At 50.6% G+C, this 20,610-nt stretch carries 17 protein-coding genes; 4 read left to right on the top strand and 13 right to left on the bottom strand.

Going from position 1 to position 20,610, the window contains the following annotated elements; all coding sequences use genetic code 11:
* Nucleotides 1-44: 44 nt before the first annotated feature.
* From ACFQ2T_RS12520 to ACFQ2T_RS12495, 6 genes are all read right to left on the bottom strand, one after another.
* The gene (locus ACFQ2T_RS12520; protein ID WP_379034912.1) at nucleotides 45-1,241 is read right to left on the bottom strand and encodes an efflux RND transporter periplasmic adaptor subunit; all 1,197 of its coding nucleotides are present in this window, start codon (nucleotides 1,239-1,241) and stop codon (nucleotides 45-47) included.
* The gene (locus ACFQ2T_RS12515; RefSeq protein ID WP_379034910.1) at nucleotides 1,231-4,407 is read right to left on the bottom strand and encodes an efflux RND transporter permease subunit; all 3,177 of its coding nucleotides are present in this window, start codon (nucleotides 4,405-4,407) and stop codon (nucleotides 1,231-1,233) included. The genes ACFQ2T_RS12520 and ACFQ2T_RS12515 overlap by 11 nt, the downstream gene beginning before the upstream one ends.
* Nucleotides 4,400-5,383 (bottom strand): VTT domain-containing protein, encoded by a 984-nt coding sequence (locus ACFQ2T_RS12510; RefSeq protein ID WP_379034908.1) that lies wholly within the window; start codon nucleotides 5,381-5,383, stop codon nucleotides 4,400-4,402. The genes ACFQ2T_RS12515 and ACFQ2T_RS12510 overlap by 8 nt, the downstream gene beginning before the upstream one ends.
* Nucleotides 5,384-5,493: 110 nt before the next feature.
* A complete protein-coding gene (locus ACFQ2T_RS12505; protein ID WP_379034906.1) occupies nucleotides 5,494-6,588 on the bottom strand; it encodes a calcium:proton antiporter in 1,095 nt (364 codons plus the stop codon).
* A 216-nt stretch (nucleotides 6,589-6,804) separates the two neighbouring features.
* The gene (locus tag ACFQ2T_RS12500) at nucleotides 6,805-7,872 is read right to left on the bottom strand and encodes an NAD(P)-dependent alcohol dehydrogenase (protein WP_379034904.1); all 1,068 of its coding nucleotides are present in this window, start codon (nucleotides 7,870-7,872) and stop codon (nucleotides 6,805-6,807) included.
* Between the two features lie 202 nt (nucleotides 7,873-8,074).
* Entirely contained in the window at nucleotides 8,075-9,028 is a 954-nt protein-coding gene (locus tag ACFQ2T_RS12495; protein WP_379034902.1) for an AraC family transcriptional regulator, read from the bottom strand.
* Between the two features lie 183 nt (nucleotides 9,029-9,211).
* On the opposite strand from ACFQ2T_RS12495, the gene ACFQ2T_RS12490 reads away from it, so the two are divergent.
* The 3 genes from ACFQ2T_RS12490 to ACFQ2T_RS12480 all read left to right on the top strand — a co-directional run bounded on the left by ACFQ2T_RS12490 (nucleotide 9,212) and on the right by ACFQ2T_RS12480 (nucleotide 13,464).
* Nucleotides 9,212-11,161 (top strand): PQQ-dependent sugar dehydrogenase, encoded by a 1,950-nt coding sequence (locus ACFQ2T_RS12490; RefSeq protein ID WP_379034900.1) that lies wholly within the window; start codon nucleotides 9,212-9,214, stop codon nucleotides 11,159-11,161.
* 174 nt (nucleotides 11,162-11,335) lie between these two features.
* Complete coding sequence (locus ACFQ2T_RS12485; RefSeq protein ID WP_379034898.1) at nucleotides 11,336-11,623, top strand: PsiF family protein; 288 nt, start codon at nucleotides 11,336-11,338, stop codon at nucleotides 11,621-11,623.
* Between the two features lie 206 nt (nucleotides 11,624-11,829).
* The gene (locus ACFQ2T_RS12480) at nucleotides 11,830-13,464 is read left to right on the top strand and encodes a putative bifunctional diguanylate cyclase/phosphodiesterase (RefSeq protein WP_379034896.1); all 1,635 of its coding nucleotides are present in this window, start codon (nucleotides 11,830-11,832) and stop codon (nucleotides 13,462-13,464) included.
* A 13-nt stretch (nucleotides 13,465-13,477) separates the two neighbouring features.
* Here ACFQ2T_RS12480 and cyoE read toward each other — a convergent pair whose 3' ends face one another.
* The 4 genes from cyoE to ACFQ2T_RS12460 are packed head-to-tail and all read right to left on the bottom strand — an operon-like array spanning nucleotide 13,478 to nucleotide 16,742.
* Nucleotides 13,478-14,374, bottom strand: coding sequence for a heme o synthase (gene cyoE, locus ACFQ2T_RS12475; RefSeq protein WP_379034894.1), 897 nt, complete (start codon nucleotides 14,372-14,374; stop codon nucleotides 13,478-13,480).
* A 19-nt stretch (nucleotides 14,375-14,393) separates the two neighbouring features.
* Nucleotides 14,394-15,368, bottom strand: a complete 975-nt coding sequence (locus tag ACFQ2T_RS12470; protein WP_379034892.1) for a COX15/CtaA family protein — start codon at nucleotides 15,366-15,368, stop codon at nucleotides 14,394-14,396.
* A gap of 2 nt (nucleotides 15,369-15,370) precedes the next feature.
* Nucleotides 15,371-15,988: an SCO family protein gene (locus ACFQ2T_RS12465; protein ID WP_379034890.1), complete on the bottom strand. Its 618-nt coding sequence runs from the start codon at nucleotides 15,986-15,988 to the stop codon at nucleotides 15,371-15,373.
* A gap of 10 nt (nucleotides 15,989-15,998) precedes the next feature.
* Nucleotides 15,999-16,742: an SURF1 family protein gene (locus ACFQ2T_RS12460; RefSeq protein ID WP_379034888.1), complete on the bottom strand. Its 744-nt coding sequence runs from the start codon at nucleotides 16,740-16,742 to the stop codon at nucleotides 15,999-16,001.
* A gap of 63 nt (nucleotides 16,743-16,805) precedes the next feature.
* Between ACFQ2T_RS12460 and ACFQ2T_RS12455 the strand changes: the two genes are divergently transcribed.
* Entirely contained in the window at nucleotides 16,806-17,006 is a 201-nt protein-coding gene (locus ACFQ2T_RS12455) for a twin transmembrane helix small protein (protein ID WP_379034886.1), read from the top strand.
* 148 nt (nucleotides 17,007-17,154) lie between these two features.
* On the opposite strand, the gene ACFQ2T_RS12450 is transcribed toward ACFQ2T_RS12455, so the two are convergent.
* The 3 genes from ACFQ2T_RS12450 to ctaD all read right to left on the bottom strand — a co-directional run bounded on the left by ACFQ2T_RS12450 (nucleotide 17,155) and on the right by ctaD (nucleotide 20,603).
* Nucleotides 17,155-18,087, bottom strand: a complete 933-nt coding sequence (locus ACFQ2T_RS12450; protein ID WP_379034884.1) for a cytochrome c oxidase subunit 3 — start codon at nucleotides 18,085-18,087, stop codon at nucleotides 17,155-17,157.
* 197 nt (nucleotides 18,088-18,284) lie between these two features.
* Entirely contained in the window at nucleotides 18,285-18,824 is a 540-nt protein-coding gene (locus tag ACFQ2T_RS12445) for a cytochrome c oxidase assembly protein (RefSeq protein WP_379034882.1), read from the bottom strand.
* Between the two features lie 186 nt (nucleotides 18,825-19,010).
* Nucleotides 19,011-20,603: a cytochrome c oxidase subunit I gene (gene ctaD / locus ACFQ2T_RS12440; RefSeq protein ID WP_379034880.1), complete on the bottom strand. Its 1,593-nt coding sequence runs from the start codon at nucleotides 20,601-20,603 to the stop codon at nucleotides 19,011-19,013.
* Nucleotides 20,604-20,610: the final 7 nt, after the last annotated feature.

The following is a 20,610-nucleotide window of genomic DNA, read 5'->3' as shown; positions in this document are numbered from 1 at the left end:
TGTGCATCGTGTGGCCTGGCTATTCGCACACATTCAGCTGCAGGTTACTTACCTTTATTTTTCTGTTCCGGCTGAAAGACTGCCTTAGCAACTTTCACTAGTGTACCGTCCGTGACGCCATCCGGCGGGTTCTCAATCACTTGATCATTGGCGCTCAGCCCGGACTGGATTTCCAGTGTTTTCCCCAGATCGCGTGCAATCGTGATGGTTTTCAGGCTGACTTTATTCTCGGCATTTACAGTTGCAACCTTCAAACCGTTCTGGTCAAAAATCAACGCGCTGGCCGGGATACTCAAAATACCCACAGCCTCTTTCAGTTGCAGGTTGACGTTGGCAAACCCACCCGGCAGGAATTTCCCGGCAGCATTGTCTACCAGCAATTGAACAAGGGTAGTCCCGGAAGATGCATTGATAGCACCAGAGGTAGATTGTATGGTGGCATCAAAGCGGCTGTCCGGATATTCGGGCACGTTAAAAGTTGCCTTGCTGCCAGGCCGGATATGGCTGACATAGTTCTGCGGAACATTGATATATAGGCGTAATTTACGCGTGTTAGAAACTTCAAACAAAGGTTGCGCGCCAGTACCGCTACTATTAGCACCACTACTTCCGGCATTGATCAGCGCACCGGTATCAGTATTCCGTGCAGTCACGGAGCCATCAAAAGGTGCAACGATACTGGCAAAGCCTTTCAGTGCCTGCAAGCGCTGTACATTGGCTTCAGAGGCTTTGACCAGTGCCTGCTTGCTTTTATAATCGCCCAGCTTTTCATCCACTTCCTGCCGCGCGATCGATTGTGTTTTTAACATATCCTGCCAGCGTTTGGCCGTAGTTTCGGCCAGGCTGACATTGGCTTGCGTACTGGCTAGATCCGCTTTGGCCTGCAACAGTTCCTGGTCAAGGTCCGGCGTTTCAAGCTCAGCCAGCAACTGACCGGTTTTGACTGCGCCGCCGATATCCACTTTCCAGCTTTTGAGATAGCCACTCACACGGGCATATATAGGCGCGCGTGCAAATGCCTCAAACCGCCCTGGCAGTATCAGCTGATTGCCCTCGACTGCACCGCCAGGCTGGATGACACTAACGGTTGGAACAGCCTGTTCTTTGGTCCAGTCTTTCAATTTTGCATGATGGCTGGCACGTGACGTAATACCAGCAATAACGATGCCGATGGCAATCAGCGCCAGAATCAGGCCACTGAGTTTTAATCCACGGGACGCACCCGGTGTGTTACTGGTCATTTGAATCTCCTGTAGAAACGCTGACAGGCGGAGTATGTGTGTTTCTATGAATCACGCTGAATATCACCGGCACAAATAAAAGTGTAGCCACTGTCGCAAAAATCAACCCGCCGATGACGGCACGGCCCAATGGGGCATTCTGTTCGCCGCCCTCGCCCAGTCCCAGGGCCATGGGTGTCATACCAATCACCATCGCCAGTGCGGTCATCAACACCGGGCGGAAACGGACAAAACCGGCATCAATCGCTGCAGCTGTAGCGTCTTTGAGTTCTGCCAGCCGTTCGCGTGCAAAGCTGATCACAAGCACACTGTTGGCAGTCGCAACCCCCATACACATGATGGCGCCAGTGAGGGCAGGCACAGATAGCGGTGTGTACGTTAAAAACAGCATCCAGACGATACCCGCCAGTGCCGCAGGCAAGGCGGAAATAATCACGAAAGGATCACTCCAGGATTGCAGGTTGACCACAATCAGCAAATACACCAGCACAATGGCACCAAGCAGGCCAAAGAATAACCCGGTGAAAGCACGGTCCATGGTATATGCCTGGCCCAGCATCACAACACTGGCGGCCTTGGGCACCTGGTCTTTGGTGGCATCGAGAATCTTGCGGATATCGGTGGCCACCGCGCCAAGATCCCTGTCCTGTGTGCTGGCATGAATTTGCACCATGGGCTGGATATCATACTGGCTGACGACAGCATTGCCGACACCTCGTTTAAACGTGGCTAAACCACCCAGGGTTTGCAATGGTCCATTACTGCCGCTAATCGGCAAATTCGCCAGCGCATTCAAACTATCAACCTGGTATTGCGGCGTTTGCAGCACGATAGAATAGGTCACGCCGTTGGCCGGATTCAGCCAGTAGGTGGGAGATACCTGCGAGCTGCCAGCCATATTAATCACCATGCTGTTAGTGACATCGCGTGTGCTGATCCCCATCTCCTGCGCACGCGTTTTATCCAGGGTGATATCAAATGTAGGTCGGCTACGTGACTGCTGGATACGCGCATCTACCACCCCCGGCACAGCACGTACTTTCGCCAGTAACTGATTGGCATAGTCAAAATCTTCTGCCAGTTTGCCACCGCGGATCTGGATGTCGATAGGTGCTGGCGAGCCGAAATTCAGGATCTGGCTGACAATATCTGCTGGCGGGAAAGAGAAGGTCGTATCCGGGAATTTCTTAGGCAATATTTCGCGCAAAGTGCGGATATATTCCGCGGTCGGCGCGTGATGTTCTTTAAGCGCAATCTGGATATCGCCGTCATGTGCGCCGGTCAGGCCGGTATTGTTATAAGTCATGTTGATGCTACTGATAGGCATGCCGATATTATCAACAATGGTCAGGATTTCATCTGGGGGAATCACATGCTTGATCGCCGCCTGGATATTGGCAAAGCGGTTGGCGGTTTCTTCAAGACGCGTCCCCACGGGTACACGCGCATGCATGAGAATCTGGCCGCTATCGACACTGGGGAAGAAATTACTGCCTAACATGGGCACCAGTAAAAATGACAGCAAGACCACCGCCATGAAGCCGGTCATAAACAAGCGGCTATGCGCCACTGCGAGTACCAGCAGTGATTGATAGGAGCGCCGGAATTTTTCAAAGCCACGTTCAAATCCCTGTTGAAAGCGTACCAATGGATTACGGCTGACCTGCCCATGTTCAGCTTCTGTGTGCGGCTGCAGGAAATAATTCGCCATGGTCGGCACCAGCGTACGCGACAAAATAAACGAGCTGACCATGGCAAACATCACCGATTCAGCCATAGGCACGAACAGGAAGCGCGAGACGCCTTCCAGGAAGAACATGGGCACGAACACGATACAGATACACAACAGGGACACGAATGCGGGTGTCACGATTTGTGCCGCGCCATCCAGGATGGCCTGTTCTACCTGTTTACCCTGCTCCAGGTGCCAGTTGATATTCTCGATGGTCACGGTGGCCTCATCCACCAGCAAACCCACCGCCAGTGCCAGCCCGCCCAGGGTCATAATATTGAGCGTTTCGCCTATCGCTGACAGGCCAATCACTGCACCCAATATAGAGAGCGGAATCGAAGTCGCAATAATCAGTGATGAGCGCCAGCTACCGAGAAACAGCAAAATCATCAGGCTGGTCAGTATTGCCGCCAATACGCCTTCAAACACCACGCCATGAATCGCCGCGCGCACGAACAGTGACTGGTCATTGATCGGAGTCGCCACCAATGTATCTGGCAAACCGGGTTTGATTTCTTCCAGTTTGTTTTTAATGCCATCGACAATAGCTAAGGTCGAAATCGCGCCGTTTTTCAGGATAGTCATCAACACCGAGCGGTTGCCATCCACATGCACAATATTGGTTTGCGGCGGACTGCCATCGCGCACCTGGCCGATATCGCGCATATAGATGGTCGCGCCATTGACGACTTTGACCGGAATATTGGCAAGCTCTTCGATATCAGAGGCCGCATTATTGAGGTTCAGGGTATATTCGATGCTGCCAATTTTCTGGGTACCGACAGGCACGACCAGGTTGTGAGCGGCCAGCGCACTGGATATATCCTGTGCAGACAATCCGCGCGCCTGTAGCGCGGGAGGATTCAGGTCAATCTGGATTTGCCGGCTCTTGCCGCCATAGGGAAAGGGTACGCCTGCTCCGGGCACGGTGACCAGCCGGATACGCACCGCATTCAAACCCAGGTCAGCCAGGTTTTGCTCGGTTAAGCCCTTGCCTGAAAGCGCGACCTGCAGAATAGGCACTGTGGATGCGTTGTAATTCAAAATCAGTGGCGGCGTAGTGCCAGTTGGCATTTGGCGCGTCACTGTTTGCGAAATCGCTGACACCTGCGCATTGGCGGTGGCAATGTTCACACCTGGATGGAAAAAGATTTTGACGATAGCAAAACCACTGTAAGAGTTTGCTTCAATATGCTCAATATCATTGACCGTGGTAGTCAATGTACGTTGATACAAGGTACTGATCCGGCCCGCCATGTCGTCCGGTGGCAGGCCAGCATATTGCCAGGCAACCGCTACTACCGGAATGCGTATTTCGGGAAAAATATCCACCGGGCTGCGCATGGCGGACAAAGTACCAAAAATCAAAATCAGCAACGCCATGACCACAAAGGTATAGGGGCGTTTGAGTGCAATACCCACTACGTTAAACATGTGTTTCCTTTGCTTGTGTTGCTTTTGCCGCAGTTTCCAGGTCTTCCACTTTCACTGTAACTACCTCAAACCCGGCATCGCGCCAGGCGTCTATGCCGCCCGTGAGGGGCCGGATATTGCGATAGCCGCGGTTAATCAGTTTCTTGGCGACTTTGGCGGCAGTGACTTCATTCGGGCAAGAGCAGTACAGTACCACTGGCGCATCCTGGTCGATATCCAGCACCAGGGAATCGGCGCTTTCCAGCGTGATAAATTGCGCACCCGGAATCCAGCCGTCATCAACCAGGTGCGGGGCACGCGTATCCAGAATCACCGGTGCGGCACCGTTATTCAGCATTTCATTCAGCTCTTCAATACTGATACGCGCCATACGCAGGCTCTTGATAAACCGCTGCCTGTCCCACCATTTGTAAGCAATAAATGCGGCCAGCAGGGCCAGCACCAGTAGCGTACCCCATTTGCCCATTTCCACCAGTGTCAGCATTAATTCATCGATGGCAGAGCTGAACAGGTTACCCAGCCACAAAGCAGTACCGGCCCAAAGTGCGGCACCCAAACCATCCATCAAAACGAATACCAGAAAGCGCGTGCCGGAAGAACCCGCCAGGGCGCTGGAGATGGATGCAAAGCCGGGAATGAATTTACAGATTAATAATGCGGGAGGCCCGAATTTCAGGTACAGAGATTCGGTTTGCCTGACGCAGGTATCCGGCGACAGGGAGATTTTGCACAACTTGCCCATCACCTTTTTACCGTATCTACGCCCGGCCATGTACCAGATGGAATCGGCAATCAAGGCGGCAATCACGGCCACCGCCAGCAGGGTGCCTAAACCGTATTGACCATTGCCTGCCAGCACTCCCGCCAGCAATAAAGTGGGGTAAGCCGGCAATGGCAAACCCAGCTGTTCGAGTAGCACATTGGCGAACACAATCACCAGGCCGTATTGTTGCAGCAATTCCAGAAGAGTACTCATGATTCACTTATACAAAAGCCAGTTGCCTGACTGTCGATCTTAAAATACTGCGCATTGTCCCTCGATCACATAGCCGAATCCGGCATGACCGATGAAGGGATACCCGATAGTTACATGCCTAATGTCGCCAGCATGGCGAACGCCATAAACAATACAAAGTGCGTCATGCCTTCAATGGCATTGGTTTCACCATCATGCAGGTTGATGGTCGCAACTGCCAGGGTTAAAAACGTCATCACCATCTGCGTCGGCGACAGGCCGACAATCAGCGGTTTGTTCTGGATCAGGGCAATCGCCTCTATCACCGGCACTGTCAAAATGACGGTTGAGAGCGTAGCACCCAGCGAAATATTCACGACCGTTTGCATGCGGTCATTCACCGCAGCCTTCAAGGCAGTCAGCACTTCAGGGCTGGCGGCAATAATCGCCACCACAATCGCCGCGACAATCGGTGGCACGCCGCTACCGGTCAACCCCGCATCCATATGCATGCTCATTTCTTCCGACAGCAGGCCTATGGTGATGATGCCGACCAGGATATATACAACCGCCACCCTGACATCGACAATGGTCTTACGGGTGGCCAATTCGCCTAGCTGTTCCTTGCTATGCTGCTCTCTGTAGCTGAAATAGTTACGATGACGGCCAGTTTGCATTTTGAGGAACAACGCATAAAACACACTCATGGTGATGATGGTAAACATCGAGTACAGGCGCCAGTGTTCCGGCGGCAAAAACGCAGGCAATACCATCGAAATCCCCAGCGCCGTCATAATCATCACAATGTAAGTATTGCCGGAGTTGACGTTGTATTCCACCTCACCATATTTGATACCGCCAACAATGGCACACAAGCCGAGAATGCCATTAATGTCCAGCATCACTGCCGAGTAAATCGCATCCCGCGCCAGTGTAGTTGAGGCCGTATGACTTAACATCATCACAATGATCACCACTTCAATGATGACCGCACTGATGGTCAGTATCATGGTGCCATAAGGCTCTTTCAACCGTTCTGCCACATATTCCACCTGGAACGACAGCTGGAAAGCCAGGTTGATGATCAGCAGGACAAAGATAATTGAAACTATCAGCGACTCCTGCTGGCCGATGTGCATCACCTTGTCAATTTGGGTGAGGGAGAGATACGCAAGAATCGATATCACCAGTGATATCAGACCCTGGGGAGGTTTTTCTGCAAGCATGCGCTAAGCTGGAAATGAACAGATAACCATCTTAACACTGACCTTTGCCTTATGCGCTCAAACCGGCCAATTTGTATTGCATTTCATACAAACCTTTTGCCTCTCACTACCGGATATTGCTTGTCACTCGAATAGCCTGTTATCAACCTTTATACTTTGTCCGGCATTGGCGGACATATTTAGGTCTTTTCGACCCGTGTCCGCCAACCTGAAGCATTATGCTGCTGAAGCAGATTTCAATGAGGCAATATCAATCACAAAACGGTATTTCACGTCGCTTTTGAGCATGCGCTCGTAGGCGTCATTGATATAGCTTGCATCTATCATCTCCACATCGCTGACGATATTGTGCTTGCCACAGAAATCAAGCATTTCCTGCGTTTCTGCAATCCCACCAATCAGGGAGCCTGCTACCTGACGGCGCTTAAGAATCAGGTTGCCACCATGCACATCCACCGGATCCAGCGGACCGACCAGCACGATGGTTTTATCACGTTTGAGCAAGCCGATATAAGGGTTCAAATCGTGCGCAACCGGCACGGTATCAATGATCAGGTCAAAACTGGCAGCATGCTTCGCCATGTCATCGGCATCTTTGGAAATCAGCACTTCATGCGCGCCCAACTTGGTAGCGTCTGCGGCTTTACTGGCTGAAGTGGTAATCATCACCACATGTGCACCCATCGCCGCTGCAAGTTTCACACCCATATGGCCCAAGCCACCGAGGCCGATGATGCCGACTTTCTGTCCAGGTTGCACATTCCAGTGCCTGAGTGGTGAATACAAGGTAATCCCGGCACACAGCAATGGCGCAACCGCTTTGGTATCCAGGTTTTCAGGCACGCTGACGACAAAGTTCTCATCGACCGTAATGCGTTCGGCATAACCGCCAAAGGTCAGGCCACCATGCTTGGGGTCTTTGGCATTGTAAGTAAACACTGAACCATCACAGTATTGCTCTTCCCCGGCGTCACAGTCTGCGCAGTGGCGGCAGGAGTCGACCATACAGCCGACTCCAACCAGTTGCCCCAGCTTGAACTTGCTCACATGCTCGCCCACCTTGCTGACACGGCCGACAATTTCATGTCCCGGCACCATGGGATATAAAGAACCACCGCCCCACTCGTTTCTGGCCTGGTGGATATCGGAATGACAGATACCGCAATACTCAATATCAATCAGCACATCGTGCGGACCTGGCTCGCGTCGGTCTATGCTCATAGGCGCAACCGGGGTAGTCGCGTTTTGTACACCATAAGCGGCTGCTTTAAAAGTTAATGCCATATCGCATTCTCCATATCATTTTTTATTGAAGCTTAAGAATCAAATGCCGGATGGGTAAGACTGCAAACCTTCCAGGATTAACCATTGAAGTCTAAAAGAATAACCTTCAAGTTAATTGCCAGCTTTTCTCGAATGATTGCCTAAAGCTATGAGTTTGCCTGTCAGCCTATGCTGATTGGCGGTGCGGGCTTTTGCAGGCAGCTTACTGCTGCACTGTGACATACTTCGCCGCTACCTCACTCGGTGTGGTGATCAGGGCACTGCGTACCGCGCTGACTTCTTCCATCGGGCTTTTACCAAACATGCGTTTGAACTCGCGACTGAATTGCGAAGCACTCTCGTAACCTACCTTATTCGCTGCCAGCGTGGCACTCAAACCATCCTGCACCATCAGTAAACGCGCCTTGTGCAGACGGGTCATTTTCAGGTACTGGATAGGTGAAGTCGCAGTCACATCGCGAAAGGCGGCATGAAACGAAGGCACACTCATGGTCGATTCCGATGCCAGTTTGTCCACGTTGAGTTCCTTGTCATACTCGGCGTGGATCAGGCGCAATGCCTTGCTGATCTTGCCCATATTATTGTGCGTACTGTGTGCAGCAAGAATGGCGGATGCCTGCGAGGTCTGCAGGATACGGTAATGGATTTCACGAATAATCGACTGGCCCAATACGGTGGCCTCTGTTTTAGACTGCAGGCATTCCAGCAGCCTGACCACGGCATTGGATAAACGCGCATCCAGCGGCGTCGAGGTAATGCCGCTCTTGCCGTTGATCTTCATCGGCGTGTCATGCTCTACACTCAATAATAATTCCGAGATCATGGAAAGATTGATGCGGATCGAAATCGCCAATAATGGTTCTTCCAGCGAAGCAATGGTTTCACTCTCAAACGGCAAGGGCACCGATAAAATCAGGAACTGCTGCGGATTGTACTGATAGACCTCGCCACCCAGATAGCCGATCTTCCTGCCCTGGCAGACAAACACAATGCTGGGTTCATAAAACACCGGGCTGCGTGGAATAGCCCGATTCCAGCGCATCAGCTTGACGCCATCAAGCGCCGTGAGAGTAAACCCTTCGTTCGGCGTCTGGCTGGATAGCAGTGCGATGGTTCTATCCCTATCGTGGGCAGACCAGCAATCAAGGTTGCTCATATCATTTGAATACCAAAGTGATTAGGCATAAATAATACACCTTATTAGCTATATTGGCGTGGTATCAAATAGAAATAGGCAATCATTTAATATTTTTTAAACTTACGACAGAACCGCACTCTGCGTAGACTACTCATACCACACTTGTATTGGTAACAATATTTTTGGAAATGAGGATACGTGATGAAAAAGCAACTAATAAAAGGCCTGATTGGTTCCATATTCGCAACCCTGTCAATGAGCGCTCTGGCAGATATTCAGGATGTCCGTGACAACCTGAGCAAATTGCGCGTGCCTGACGGTTTTAAAGTCGATGTTTACGCTGAAGTGCCAGGGGCGCGCCAGATGACGCTGGGTACCAATGGCAATGTCTATGTCGGCACCCGGGGCAGCAAAGTCTATGCTGTGGTCGATAAAAACAAGGACCATAAAGCAGACCAGGTCGTGGCGATCCTGGATGACCTGACCGTAGGCAATGGCGTCGCCATGGTAGACGGGCATTTATATGTCGCCGAACAACACCGCATCACGCGCTATGCCGCACCCGATTTTGACTTGACCTTGCCGTTCAAAGCCATGCGTGAAGTCGTTTACGACAAGTTACCGAATAAAGCACATCACGGCTGGCGCTATATCGCGACCGGTCCTGATAACAAGTTGTATGTCACTATAGGTGCACCTTGCAATATCTGCGACCCGACCGGTATCGAAGCTTCGATCATCCGCATGAACCCGGATGGCAGCCAGGTTGAAACCTTTGCCAAAGGGGTGCGTAACTCAGTCGGCCTGGATTTCCAGCCAGGCACCAATACCCTGTTCTTTACCGACAACGGGGTGGATTTACTGGGCGCGGATATCCCGCATGATGAGTTGAACGCGGCGCCTAAAGCAGGCCTGCATTTTGGTTTCCCTTACTTTGCCGGTGGTGATGCCCGCGACCCGAACTGGAAAAACAAAACACCGCCAGCAGCTGTGACCAAACCAGTCGTCGAATTCCAGGCGCACAGTGCCAACCTGGGCTTCAAGTTTTATACCGGCAAGCAGTTCCCGGCTGAATACCAGGGCAATGCGGTGATTGCGCAGCATGGTTCATGGAACCGTAAAGAACCGGTAGGCTATCAACTGGTGCGCGTGACTTTCGATGAACAGAAACAGGTGAAAGAAACCAAGGTATTTATTGACGGCTGGCTGAGTGCCGAAGGTGAAGTCTGGGGCCGCCCGAACGATGTATTGCAATTACCTGACGGTTCATTACTCGTTTCTGATGATTACAATGGCGTAATTTACCGTGTCAGCTACGATGGCAAAGCACCAGGTAAATCTGCCGCTGCCGCTCCAACGACTAATGCAGGTGAAACGACATTGAGCGGATTTGCCATGCCGGAGTCTGTATTTGCCGCCCCGAATGGCGTGGTGTATGTATCAGAAATCGGCGAGTTTGGTAAAGCAGGCGATGGCAAGATCACGCAGATTGATGCCAGTGGCACCCGCAAAACCCTGGCGGATGGCTTGAATGATCCCAAAGGCCTGGATCTCTTTAATGGTCAACTGTACGTGGCGGATGTAGACAGGGTCGTGCGTATTGATGCACAAAGCGGACAGCAAACTGTGGTTGCAGCCACCTCGGCATTTCCACGCAAACCGGTGTTCCTGAACGACATTGAAATAGATGGTTTGGGCAATGTGTATGTTTCCGACAGTGGTGATGACAATGGCAAAGGCGCCGGCATTTTCAAGATCGCAGCCGGCAAAGTAACTGAAGTGCTGAAAGGTAATGCCGGCATCAAGCGGCCAAATGGCTTGCTGATGGATGGTCCTGACAGTTTGTTGGTCGCTGACTTTGGCACAGGCAAATTGTTCAGGGTACAGCTGGGCGCTAAAAAAGCGGCAGTCACCCTGCTCAACCAGGGCTTCGGTGGTGCAGATGGCCTGGTCAGGGATGCACATGGTCACCTGTATGTGAGCGATTGGGCAGGCGGCAATGTCTGGCAATTGACTGACCCGAAAGCGACACCACAGCGCATTATCCAGGGTTACCAGTCAGCGGCAGATATCAGCCTGTCTGCGGATGGCCAATCTTTACTGGTGCCGGATATGAAAGCAGGCACATTGCATAGCGTGCCTGTTCAATAAACGTTTCTAGTACCCATGAAAGCCCGGTAAATCACGGGCTTTTTTTGTTGAGTTTTTTTATTCAGTCTTTTTGTTTACCTGGGCATTCTTCTCTGTGTCAGAATGCAATTCACAGGCACGCATATGGCGGCTTGTATCACACTATCATCTGTTTATTTTTGTTTGGAGACTTTCATGAAAAAACTGGTTCTTGCCCTGCTGCTTTCCTCAGTCTGTCTGTCAGTATCTGCAGGCCCGCAACAGGAAAAAATGAAAACCTGTAATGCCGATGCCAGCACCAAAGCCTTGAAAGGCGATGACCGCAAAGCTTTTATGAAAACCTGTTTATCAGCCGATAGTGCTGATTCCGGCCTGACTGCGCAACAGAACAAAATGAAAACCTGTAACGCCGATGCCAAAACCAAAGCATTAAAAGGGGACGAACGCAAAGCCTTTATGAAGACCTGTTTGTCCGGTAAGTAATTTTTAAGCCTTATCTGGCTGTCCACTCGCGCCTGCAGCCACACTGCAGGCGTCTGTTCAAAATAATCCACATTCCGCCTCAAGTTTTTTTCCTGCCTGCCGTTAACCCAGTTAGCTCTTGGTGTGGGTCCACAGTTGACCAGTTTTTTTAATACTGCTGCCCTTATACCAAGCCATCATTGCAAGGAACGCAAAGATAGAACGGTATGCATAACCCACTCAGAAAATTACCTGCAAAACTGTTATTGATTGTGCTGGCAGTGGCGCATCAAGCCTCGGCATCGACTCTGGTTCAAACTTCAGCCCCCGATAATCCAGGATTAATCAGTCATCTGGCGATTGAAGCAGGCATGACGGTGCTGGCACTGGCATGCATGTTACTCGTGTATCAGCTGTGGCGGTTTTACCTGCGCGCACAAAGGCGTGAAACCGAAGTGCGTCAACAGATCTGGCGCCAGGCCAATTATGATTACCTGACCCAGTTACCCAACCGCTACCTGTTACAGCAATGCCTGGAAAGCGCGATTCTGGAATGCCAGCAGTCGCAGCAACAGCTGGGATTGTTGCTGATTGACCTGGATGGTTTTAAGGATGTGAACGACATTGCCGGCCATGCCGTGGGCGATCGCTTGTTACAGAATGCCGCGCTGCGGATTCAATCCTGCGTGCGTGATGGTGATACCACGGCCAAGCTGGGTGGCGATGAGTTTGTGGTTGTGATCCCCAGGCTGAAAGATATCAAGATACTGCATGACATTGGTGCCAAAATTGTAGAGACGGTGCGCTCGCCTTTCCATATCGATGACAACCAGTACTTTGTCACCGCCAGTATAGGTATCGCCGTTTTCCCGGACCACAGCGACTCTGCCGAAACCCTGATGATGTATGCAGACCAGGCCTTGTATGCCGCCAAACGCGCTGGCAAAAACCAGTACCAGTTTTTTACGCAAACCATGCAACAGGAAATCAAGGAGCGTATCTCACTGACGCATGACCTGCGCTCGGCGATTGAAAATGGCGAACTGCATATGGTCTATCAGCCGATCTACCGCCTGCATGACATTGCGCTGATTAAGGCAGAAGCGCTGATACGCTGGCAGCATCCGACGCGAGGCAATATTCCACCGAGTGCATTTATTCCACTGGCGGAAGAATCCGGCATTATTATAGAGATAGGCAAGTGGATTTTTAACGAAGTACTGCATGACTTATCCACCATAGACCCCCTGCGCCTGCAAGGCATTCAGATCAGCCTGAATATTTCGCCAGTGCAGTTCGCCCATCCGCAGCACCTGATGGCGTTTATTAAACGCCTGGAACGTTCTAACATCCCGTGTGAGCTGTTCTGCTTTGAAATCACTGAAGGCTTGTTGCTGGAGCCTTCGCGCGTGGTTCAGGACACCCTGAAAGCCCTCAAGCAGGCAGGTATCAAGCTCTCGATTGATGACTTCGGCACCGGCTATTCAGCCCTGGGCTATCTGAAGAAATACCATGTGGATTATGTCAAGATCGATAAGTCTTTTATCAACAACCTGGGCGTGGATAACTACGACTTTATCCTGTGCCGCTCCATCATCCAGATGGCGCATGAACTGAATATGCAATTGATCGCCGAGGGTGTGGAAAATGCGCAGCAGGAGAATATCCTCAAGGTGATTAACTGCGACTTTATCCAGGGCTTCCTGCATGGCAAACCTGCCATGTTCAGTTCTTTATTACAGCAGATAGACCAGCAAACACTTGAACAACTATCCCAGCCTTTACTGGGCGTTGGGGCAAACATAGCTGGCGTTGAAACAAAAATGGCAGCATTTAAACATGCTGCCACCAAGCTCTCTTGATACTGGCTGAGCCTTAGATCAAATAATGATCCAGTAATAAAGCGGCGAAAATCAGGCTCAGGTAAAGAATCGAATATTTGAAAGTGGTTTTAGCCAACTCATCAGAATAGCGACGATACAGGCTGACCACATAGTACAGAAACACGGCATTCAGCACCACCGAAGACGCCAGATACAACCAACCGCTCATGCCAAGGCCATAAGGCATCAACGACACCACAATCAGGATCACGGTATACAGCAGGATATGCAGCAAGGTGAATTGCTCACCATGCGTCACCGGCAGCATAGGCATCCCGACTTTGGCGTACTCTTCACGGCGGTATAAAGCCAGTGCCCAGAAGTGTGGCGGCGTCCAGGCGAAAATAATCAGGAACATGACCAGGGCTTCAGGCGACACGGTATTATTCACCGCCGCCCAACCCAGGATAGGCGGCATAGCGCCGGATGCACCACCGATCACAATGTTCATGGGCGTCGCAGGTTTCAGGAACACGGTATAAATCACGGCATAACCGACAAATGTCCCCAGTGTCAGCCACATGGTCAGCGGGTTGACCCAGTAATACAGAATACTCAGGCCCAAACCACCAAGCACACTGGCAAACAGCAAGGTTTCCATTTGCGACAATTGCCCGGTAGGGATAGGACGCGCACGCGTACGCGCCATCATGGCGTCAATCTTATTCTCAATCAGGCAATTAAACGCCGCAGCAGCGCCTGAAGCAAAGGCAATCCCCACTGTTGCCGCCAGTAATATCTGCAACGAAACCATGCCCGGCGTGGCCATAAACATGCCGATGATCGCGGTGAAAACAATTAACGACGTGACACGTGGCTTGCACAAGGCATAAAAATTGCGCAAGCTCATCTTGGCCAATGTCAGTTGTGTAACCCAAATACTTTGCATGACTAATCCCCCAACTTTTCTAATAAGACGTATTCATTAATCTTGCATTGATCGTGACCAGGCAGATGCCCAGTAACGCAGCGCCAGCATTATGCAACACTGCCAATACCAACGGCAGTTGCAAAAGCAGGTTGCCGATACCGACACTGATTTGTAACAACAGAATAACCAGCAGTGTCCATGCCAGAGTTCTTGCAGTTTTCCGTTGCAACAAAATCCTGATGCTTACCAGCCCCCACGCAAGCACGAGCAGAGCGCCCAGCCTATGCACCCATTGAATCGCAGTCAACGCATCCAGGTGCAATTGCCCGCCATCACGGCTTTCACCCAATGCGCGGGTCAGGTGAAATGCATCATGCATATCCATGCAAGGCCACCACAGGCCATGACAGGTGGGAAAGTCGGTACAGGCCAGTGCCGCATAATTACTGCTAGTCCAGCCGCCAAGCATCACCTGCAGCAACCACACCAACAACCCCAGGCGTAACCACCATTGCTGCGATGAGGGCAATGCGATGGATGCTTGCGAGGTGTTGCGTACGGCGATCCAGCATAAGATTGCCAGGGTTGTCATTCCACCCAGCAAATGCAGGGTGACAATCACCGGTTTGAGCAACAAGGTCACTGTCCACATACCCAGTAAAGCCTGTAACACAATCAATACGACCAGGGCAGCAGATAACTGCCAGGAAGTGTGGATACTTTTCCTGTGCTTGTAGGCCAGCCATGCCAGGGCGACGACGACTAACCCCAGGCTACCGGCCAGATACCTGTGCGCCATTTCCTTCCAGGCCTTGGCATGTTCCAATGGTCGATCAGGATAAGCCTGCTGCGCAGACTGGATGGCGGATTCACTTTGTGGAACCGACAAGGCGCCATAGCAGCCTGGCCAGTCCGGGCAACCCAGTCCGGCATCGGATAAACGCACATATGAGCCAAGCACAACCACGCAAAATGCCAGGACAACGGCTAAAACACTTAATGGTCTAAACATGATCAACCAGCCCAGGAAGCTTTCAGCAACTTCATCAGGTCTTTACGTATCCACTTCGCTTCCTGCTCAAGGTCGTACTGCATCATGACATTACCGAGCGGATCAATAAAATACACCCGTTGCGCCGCCAGCGTATTTTGGCCGCCGCCGCTAAGCATACGCCCCAGTGCAGCCACCTGTTCAGACTCACCATTGATGATCAGCAGGTCAGGATACCGTTCACGAATCTGCTGCGTATCTGCCTGTTGCGTGATCAGCACGCGCTGTACACGTATCATGTCTTTATACAACGAAACATATACTTGTCTCAAATCGTACAGGCGCTGCATACAGCGTGCATCACACTCGCCTGCAATCAGCACGATATTCCATTTGTCTTGCCAGAAGGCGGGCGCAGCTTGCTGATTGTCAGTGACCCAATGAGTAGTAGAAGCGATTGAAACCGGGGGTTGTATCAGCTGGCCGTAACTTTTGCCACTGGGGCGCCAGTCAAATTTGATCATCGCCACCACGACCACCAAAGGCACGGTGAAGAAAATCGCCAGCAGTAAAAAGATCATGCGTCCTTTGCGTTGCTGTGCTGCATCCAATGAAGCGTGCGTATTTGAATTTTCTTGCATGACTACCTGACTAACTTTCTTCCTGCCGTTTTTCCAGCATTTGATACACACCAATCAGGATGCTTGCCAACGCAAAACCAAACCATTGATAGGCATAACTTAAATGTTTCTCCACTTGCCCGGCGGGCACATCCCAGTTCCGGACAAATCCATCTTGCGCGACTGCAGGATCAAGCTTGAGTATGGCATGCGGCAGTAAGGGATAGGGTAACTGCTGCTGCAAATATTCAAAATCGATCACCTGCTGTACTTTATTCCATGTGGCATCCTGTTTACCCAATTGAAAACCGGTTTTCTTTTGATGCCACAACATGCCTGCAACGGTCTGCTCCGCAGGATTAGTCTCTACCACTGGCAATTGCTGATGATCAGAAAAACCTGCCACCCATCCTCGATTGACCAGAATAACTGTGTGCCCATCATTTAACAAAAATGGCGTCAGCACATGAAAACCTGCCTGCCCCTGCTCCACCTGGTTATCGAGGAAAAAACTGTGTTCAATCAGATAATGCCCGGTCAGTTTAACCGTCCGCGTGTGTAGTGCTTCTATATTCTCTTCATCCAGCTTACCCTGCGCGAGCAACTCGACCACATTCAGCTTGCCATCGGTCAGGGCAAGCGTAATCGCCTGCTTTTGTTCGGCTTTGTGCCACTGCCACATGCCCAATTTAAAACAGCCAAAAACCATGAGTGCCACCACCAGAATCACCACCGGCCGCACCCTCAACACATACGATCCTAAAGGTATTTGCATTTTCCTACTTACAGCCCATAATGTGCCTTCACTATTTGTTTTCACTTAGCGCAGGATCACACCATGCTTATCAAAATTGCAACGGTTCTAATACTACTTGTCATTATAGGCAGTTTGTTTTCAGCCCTGGTATTTCTACTCAAAGATAAACAAGGTTCTGATCGCACCGTGAAAGCACTCACAATGCGTATCGGTCTGTCCATTACCTTATTTCTGCTACTTATTATTGCCGCTCATTTTGGCTATATTGGCCACACACTGTAGTGACCTGCAATTTAGAAACTTGTCAGTTGATAAACTGCGCCAAGTGAATTGTCATGAATCAACCTCTTTGATCGAATTTCTTTGATGGTAAACAGCTGACAAGCAACAGTCACAGAAAAGGGCGCTTTTGGCGCCCTTTTTAATATTGCTAGAGCATGTAGACAAAGATATACAAGCCCAACCACACCACATCTACAAAATGCCAGTACCAGGCCACGCCTTCAAAACCGAAATGATGTTCTGGTGTGAAATGCCCTTTAATGCTGCGCAACAAAATCACGATCAACATCAAAGTACCAATCGTCACATGGAAACCGTGAAAACCGGTCAACATAAAGAAGGTGGCGCCATAAGCACCGGACTTCAGTGTCAGCCCCATTTCAGTGTAGGCATGGTGATATTCTGCAGCCTGGCAAATCAGGAAAGTAATCCCCAAAGCCACTGTCAAAGCCAAGCCTACAATCAATTGTTTGCGGTTATTTTTAATCAGCCCCCAATGCGCCCAGGTAATGGTCGCGCCAGAGCTCAATAATAACAAGGTATTGATCAGAGGCAGGCCACTCCATGACATCGGGTGGAAATCAGGATTAGGCTTGAACGTCTCACCCAGCACGACCCCGCCCGGACCCTGCGTTGGCCAGGTGTTTAAAAAGTCTTTATAGGGCGTGATATCGGGCGCATACGAAGCCAGGTCAGGCACCGATAACACCCGCATATAAAACAGCGCACCGAAGAACGCTGCAAAGAACGCGACCTCTGAACAGATAAACACAATCATCCCGATACGGAATGATTTGTCTTCCCATTTTTTATACTGTCCGGTCATGCTCTCGGTGACCACATCACTCAGCCATTTGAACATCATGAACAGAATGATCGCCAAGCCAAGATACATCATGTATTTGCCAGGTGTAGCCAGGTAGTCGAGCGATGGATTCTTGAGCGAACCGTCACCGCGTAAATCAGAGCCCGTCACGTTAAACACAAAACCGCTGGCCATGGAGAGCAGGCCAACCGAAATGAAGGCGGGGTAAATGCTGCCGTGCGGTACGAAATAATGGTTATCTGAATGACTTGCCATGCCTAAAACTCCCAATCATTTGATTTTTATAGTTACGTAAGCTTTGCTTGAGCCCACCTTCGTCGCCATACATTGCTACTCATAAAAAATTTATCCTGATATATCAATATGTATACCGCGTCAAAATTTTTTACTCACACCTAGTCTGGCTTGGAAGTTGCCCTCAATCTAAACTTCCTGATACTCACATCAATTAATTAATTTGAATCATTAGTCGCCGGAAAAAATGAGTACGATAACGTTAACTCATTCACATCTGTCGGCAGATCCGCGCTGATAAAAAACCTGAGTGGCAGCTGTTTCACCTGGCCGGGATTGAGGGATTGCCGCACAAAGCAAAAACACTCAATCTTCTTCAGGTGGGCCGACGCTTTACCCGGTGTCACACTGGGAATCGCCTGCCCCACTACCACTTCACTCGTAATATTTTTCGCTTCAAACATCACCACGGTCACTTGCCCGGGGTGTACCTTGACGCTACTTTGTTTGGGATAAAAATTCCAACCCAACCCTGGCATGACAGATGATACAAATTGCACCGTCACTTCACGCGAGGTATCCACCTTTTGTTTAGTTGCCGTCTGCGCAACATTGCTTGTTTTGCCATTCAAACCGGTGACAGAACAAATCACGTCATACAGTGGCACCAGGGCAAATGCAAACAGCAAAGCACCTGCAATAATCCACACTAACTTTAATGCCAGTTTTTTATTGGCCTGCGACTGTTGCTCGTTCACTAATGCATGCCTTCAATATTATTTCCACATGGTAAACATTGAAATCACATACCATGCGATTGCCACACCAGCCAAAATCCAGGCAATCTTTTTGTTATTACTTTGCTTTGGTTTACTCAAAATCTGTTCCTGTCTCACGATTGCATTAAAGACCACCCAGCCATTGCCGAATGGTCTGATGCATGCTTATTTCACAACAGGCTGCTCGGTAAAGCTGTGGTAAGGCGGAGGTGAAGGTAATGTCCACTCCAGGCCAATCGCGCCTTCCCAAACTTTGTCAGTCGCTTTTTGGCCGCCTCTGGCACAACTGATGATGTTGTACACCAGCAACAGTTGTGACAAGCCCAGTACAAAGGCACCCACTGTCGAAATCATATTGAATTCGGCAAATTGCAGTGCGTAATCAGGGATACGGCGTGGCATACCTGCCAGACCGACAAAGAACTGAGGAATGAAAGTCACGTTGAATGAAATGGCAGTTAACCAGAAGTGCAATTTACCCAACTTCTCGTTGTACATATGGCCTGTCATTTTTGGCAGCCAGTAGTAAACACCAGCCATGATACCCATGATGCCACCGGCAAACAGCGTGTAGTGGAAGTGGGCAACCACGAAGTAACTGTTATGGTATTGCGCATCCGCGGCTACGTCGGCCAGTACCAGACCTGTCAGGCCACCGACACCAAAAAGGATAATCCAGCCCACGGTAAACAGCATAGGTGTTTCAAACGTCATGGCGCCTTTCCACATGGTGCGGATCCAGCAATAGAACAGCACGGCCAGCGGCAATGAAATCGCCATGGTGCTATACATAAAGTACAGCAAGGCTGGCACAGGCATACCTGCAGTAAAGAAGTGATGCGCCCAGACAACGACTGACAGCGCGCCAATAGACCACAGCGAATACACTTGCGCTTTGTAGCCATACATTGGCTTACGGCTGAAAGTTTGCAGGATCTGTGGAATGAAACCCCATACCGGCAACAGCAGAATATACACTTCAGGATGGCCAAAGAACCAGAACAAGTGCTGGAACATGATAGGGTCACCACCACCGGCCGCATCAAAGAAGTGCGTACCAAAATGTCGGTCTGTCAGCAACATGGTCACCGCACCGGCCAGCACAGGAATAGTAGCGATCAGCAGGAAAGCAGTGATCAGCCAGCCCCATGCAAACAATGGCATTTTCATCAGAGTCATGCCAGGCGCGCGCATGTTGAAAATAGTGACGATGACATTAATAGAACCTAATACTGAAGAAATCCCCAGTAAGTGCACAGCAAAAATGGCGAAGTCCACGCCTATGCCACCTTGCACTGAGAGTGGCGGATAGAAGGTCCAGCCGGTTGCCAGCGCACCATCACCAATGCCGAATAAGGCCAGGGTAAAAGGCAAGGTCAGCAGAATGGCTGATGGCGGCAGAATCCAGAAGCCCCAGTTATTCAACCGCGGCAATGCCATGTCCGGCGCGCCCAGTTGTAACGGCAACATCCAGTTGGCAAAACCGGTAGCGGCAGGCATGAGCGCCGCAAAAATCATGATCAACGCATGCACGCCAATCAGTTGATTGAAAAACTCGGGGTTCATCAGTTGCAGGCCCGGCTTGAACAGCTCGGCACGAATGCCAAGAATCATACAGCCACCAACCAGAAACATGACCAGTGAAAATGTCAGGTACATGGTCCCGATATCTTTGTGGTTGGTCGTCGTCAACCAACGAATGATCCCGGTAGGATGCTCCTGGTGCTCGTCGTGATGTGCTACGGAAGTAGTACTCATCGTTGCT

The organism is Methylophilus flavus (assembly GCF_042678905.1).
GTDB classification, from domain to species: domain Bacteria; phylum Pseudomonadota; class Gammaproteobacteria; order Burkholderiales; family Methylophilaceae; genus Methylophilus; species Methylophilus flavus.
The sequence above is the reverse complement of the archived record's forward strand: the minus strand, read 5'-3'. Positions and strand labels throughout refer to the sequence as shown.

What these genes read in the sequence shown, in the direction of transcription:
- ACFQ2T_RS12520 (WP_379034912.1), bottom strand. Translation starts at nt 1,241, where the DNA reads ATGACCAGTAACACACCGGGTGCGTCCCGTGGATTAAAACTCAGTGGC.
- ACFQ2T_RS12515 (WP_379034910.1), bottom strand. Translation starts at nt 4,407, where the DNA reads ATGTTTAACGTAGTGGGTATTGCACTCAAACGCCCCTATACCTTTGTG.
- ACFQ2T_RS12510 (WP_379034908.1), bottom strand. Translation starts at nt 5,383, where the DNA reads ATGAGTACTCTTCTGGAATTGCTGCAACAATACGGCCTGGTGATTGTG.
- ACFQ2T_RS12505 (WP_379034906.1), bottom strand. Translation starts at nt 6,588, where the DNA reads ATGCTTGCAGAAAAACCTCCCCAGGGTCTGATATCACTGGTGATATCG.
- ACFQ2T_RS12500 (WP_379034904.1), bottom strand. Translation starts at nt 7,872, where the DNA reads ATGGCATTAACTTTTAAAGCAGCCGCTTATGGTGTACAAAACGCGACT.
- ACFQ2T_RS12495 (WP_379034902.1), bottom strand. Translation starts at nt 9,028, where the DNA reads ATGAGCAACCTTGATTGCTGGTCTGCCCACGATAGGGATAGAACCATC.
- ACFQ2T_RS12490 (WP_379034900.1), top strand. Translation starts at nt 9,212, where the DNA reads ATGAAAAAGCAACTAATAAAAGGCCTGATTGGTTCCATATTCGCAACC.
- ACFQ2T_RS12485 (WP_379034898.1), top strand. Translation starts at nt 11,336, where the DNA reads ATGAAAAAACTGGTTCTTGCCCTGCTGCTTTCCTCAGTCTGTCTGTCA.
- ACFQ2T_RS12480 (WP_379034896.1), top strand. Translation starts at nt 11,830, where the DNA reads ATGCATAACCCACTCAGAAAATTACCTGCAAAACTGTTATTGATTGTG.
- cyoE (WP_379034894.1), bottom strand. Translation starts at nt 14,374, where the DNA reads ATGCAAAGTATTTGGGTTACACAACTGACATTGGCCAAGATGAGCTTG.
- ACFQ2T_RS12470 (WP_379034892.1), bottom strand. Translation starts at nt 15,368, where the DNA reads ATGTTTAGACCATTAAGTGTTTTAGCCGTTGTCCTGGCATTTTGCGTG.
- ACFQ2T_RS12465 (WP_379034890.1), bottom strand. Translation starts at nt 15,988, where the DNA reads ATGCAAGAAAATTCAAATACGCACGCTTCATTGGATGCAGCACAGCAA.
- ACFQ2T_RS12460 (WP_379034888.1), bottom strand. Translation starts at nt 16,742, where the DNA reads ATGCAAATACCTTTAGGATCGTATGTGTTGAGGGTGCGGCCGGTGGTG.
- ACFQ2T_RS12455 (WP_379034886.1), top strand. Translation starts at nt 16,806, where the DNA reads ATGCTTATCAAAATTGCAACGGTTCTAATACTACTTGTCATTATAGGC.
- ACFQ2T_RS12450 (WP_379034884.1), bottom strand. Translation starts at nt 18,087, where the DNA reads ATGGCAAGTCATTCAGATAACCATTATTTCGTACCGCACGGCAGCATT.
- ctaD (WP_379034880.1), bottom strand. Translation starts at nt 20,603, where the DNA reads ATGAGTACTACTTCCGTAGCACATCACGACGAGCACCAGGAGCATCCT.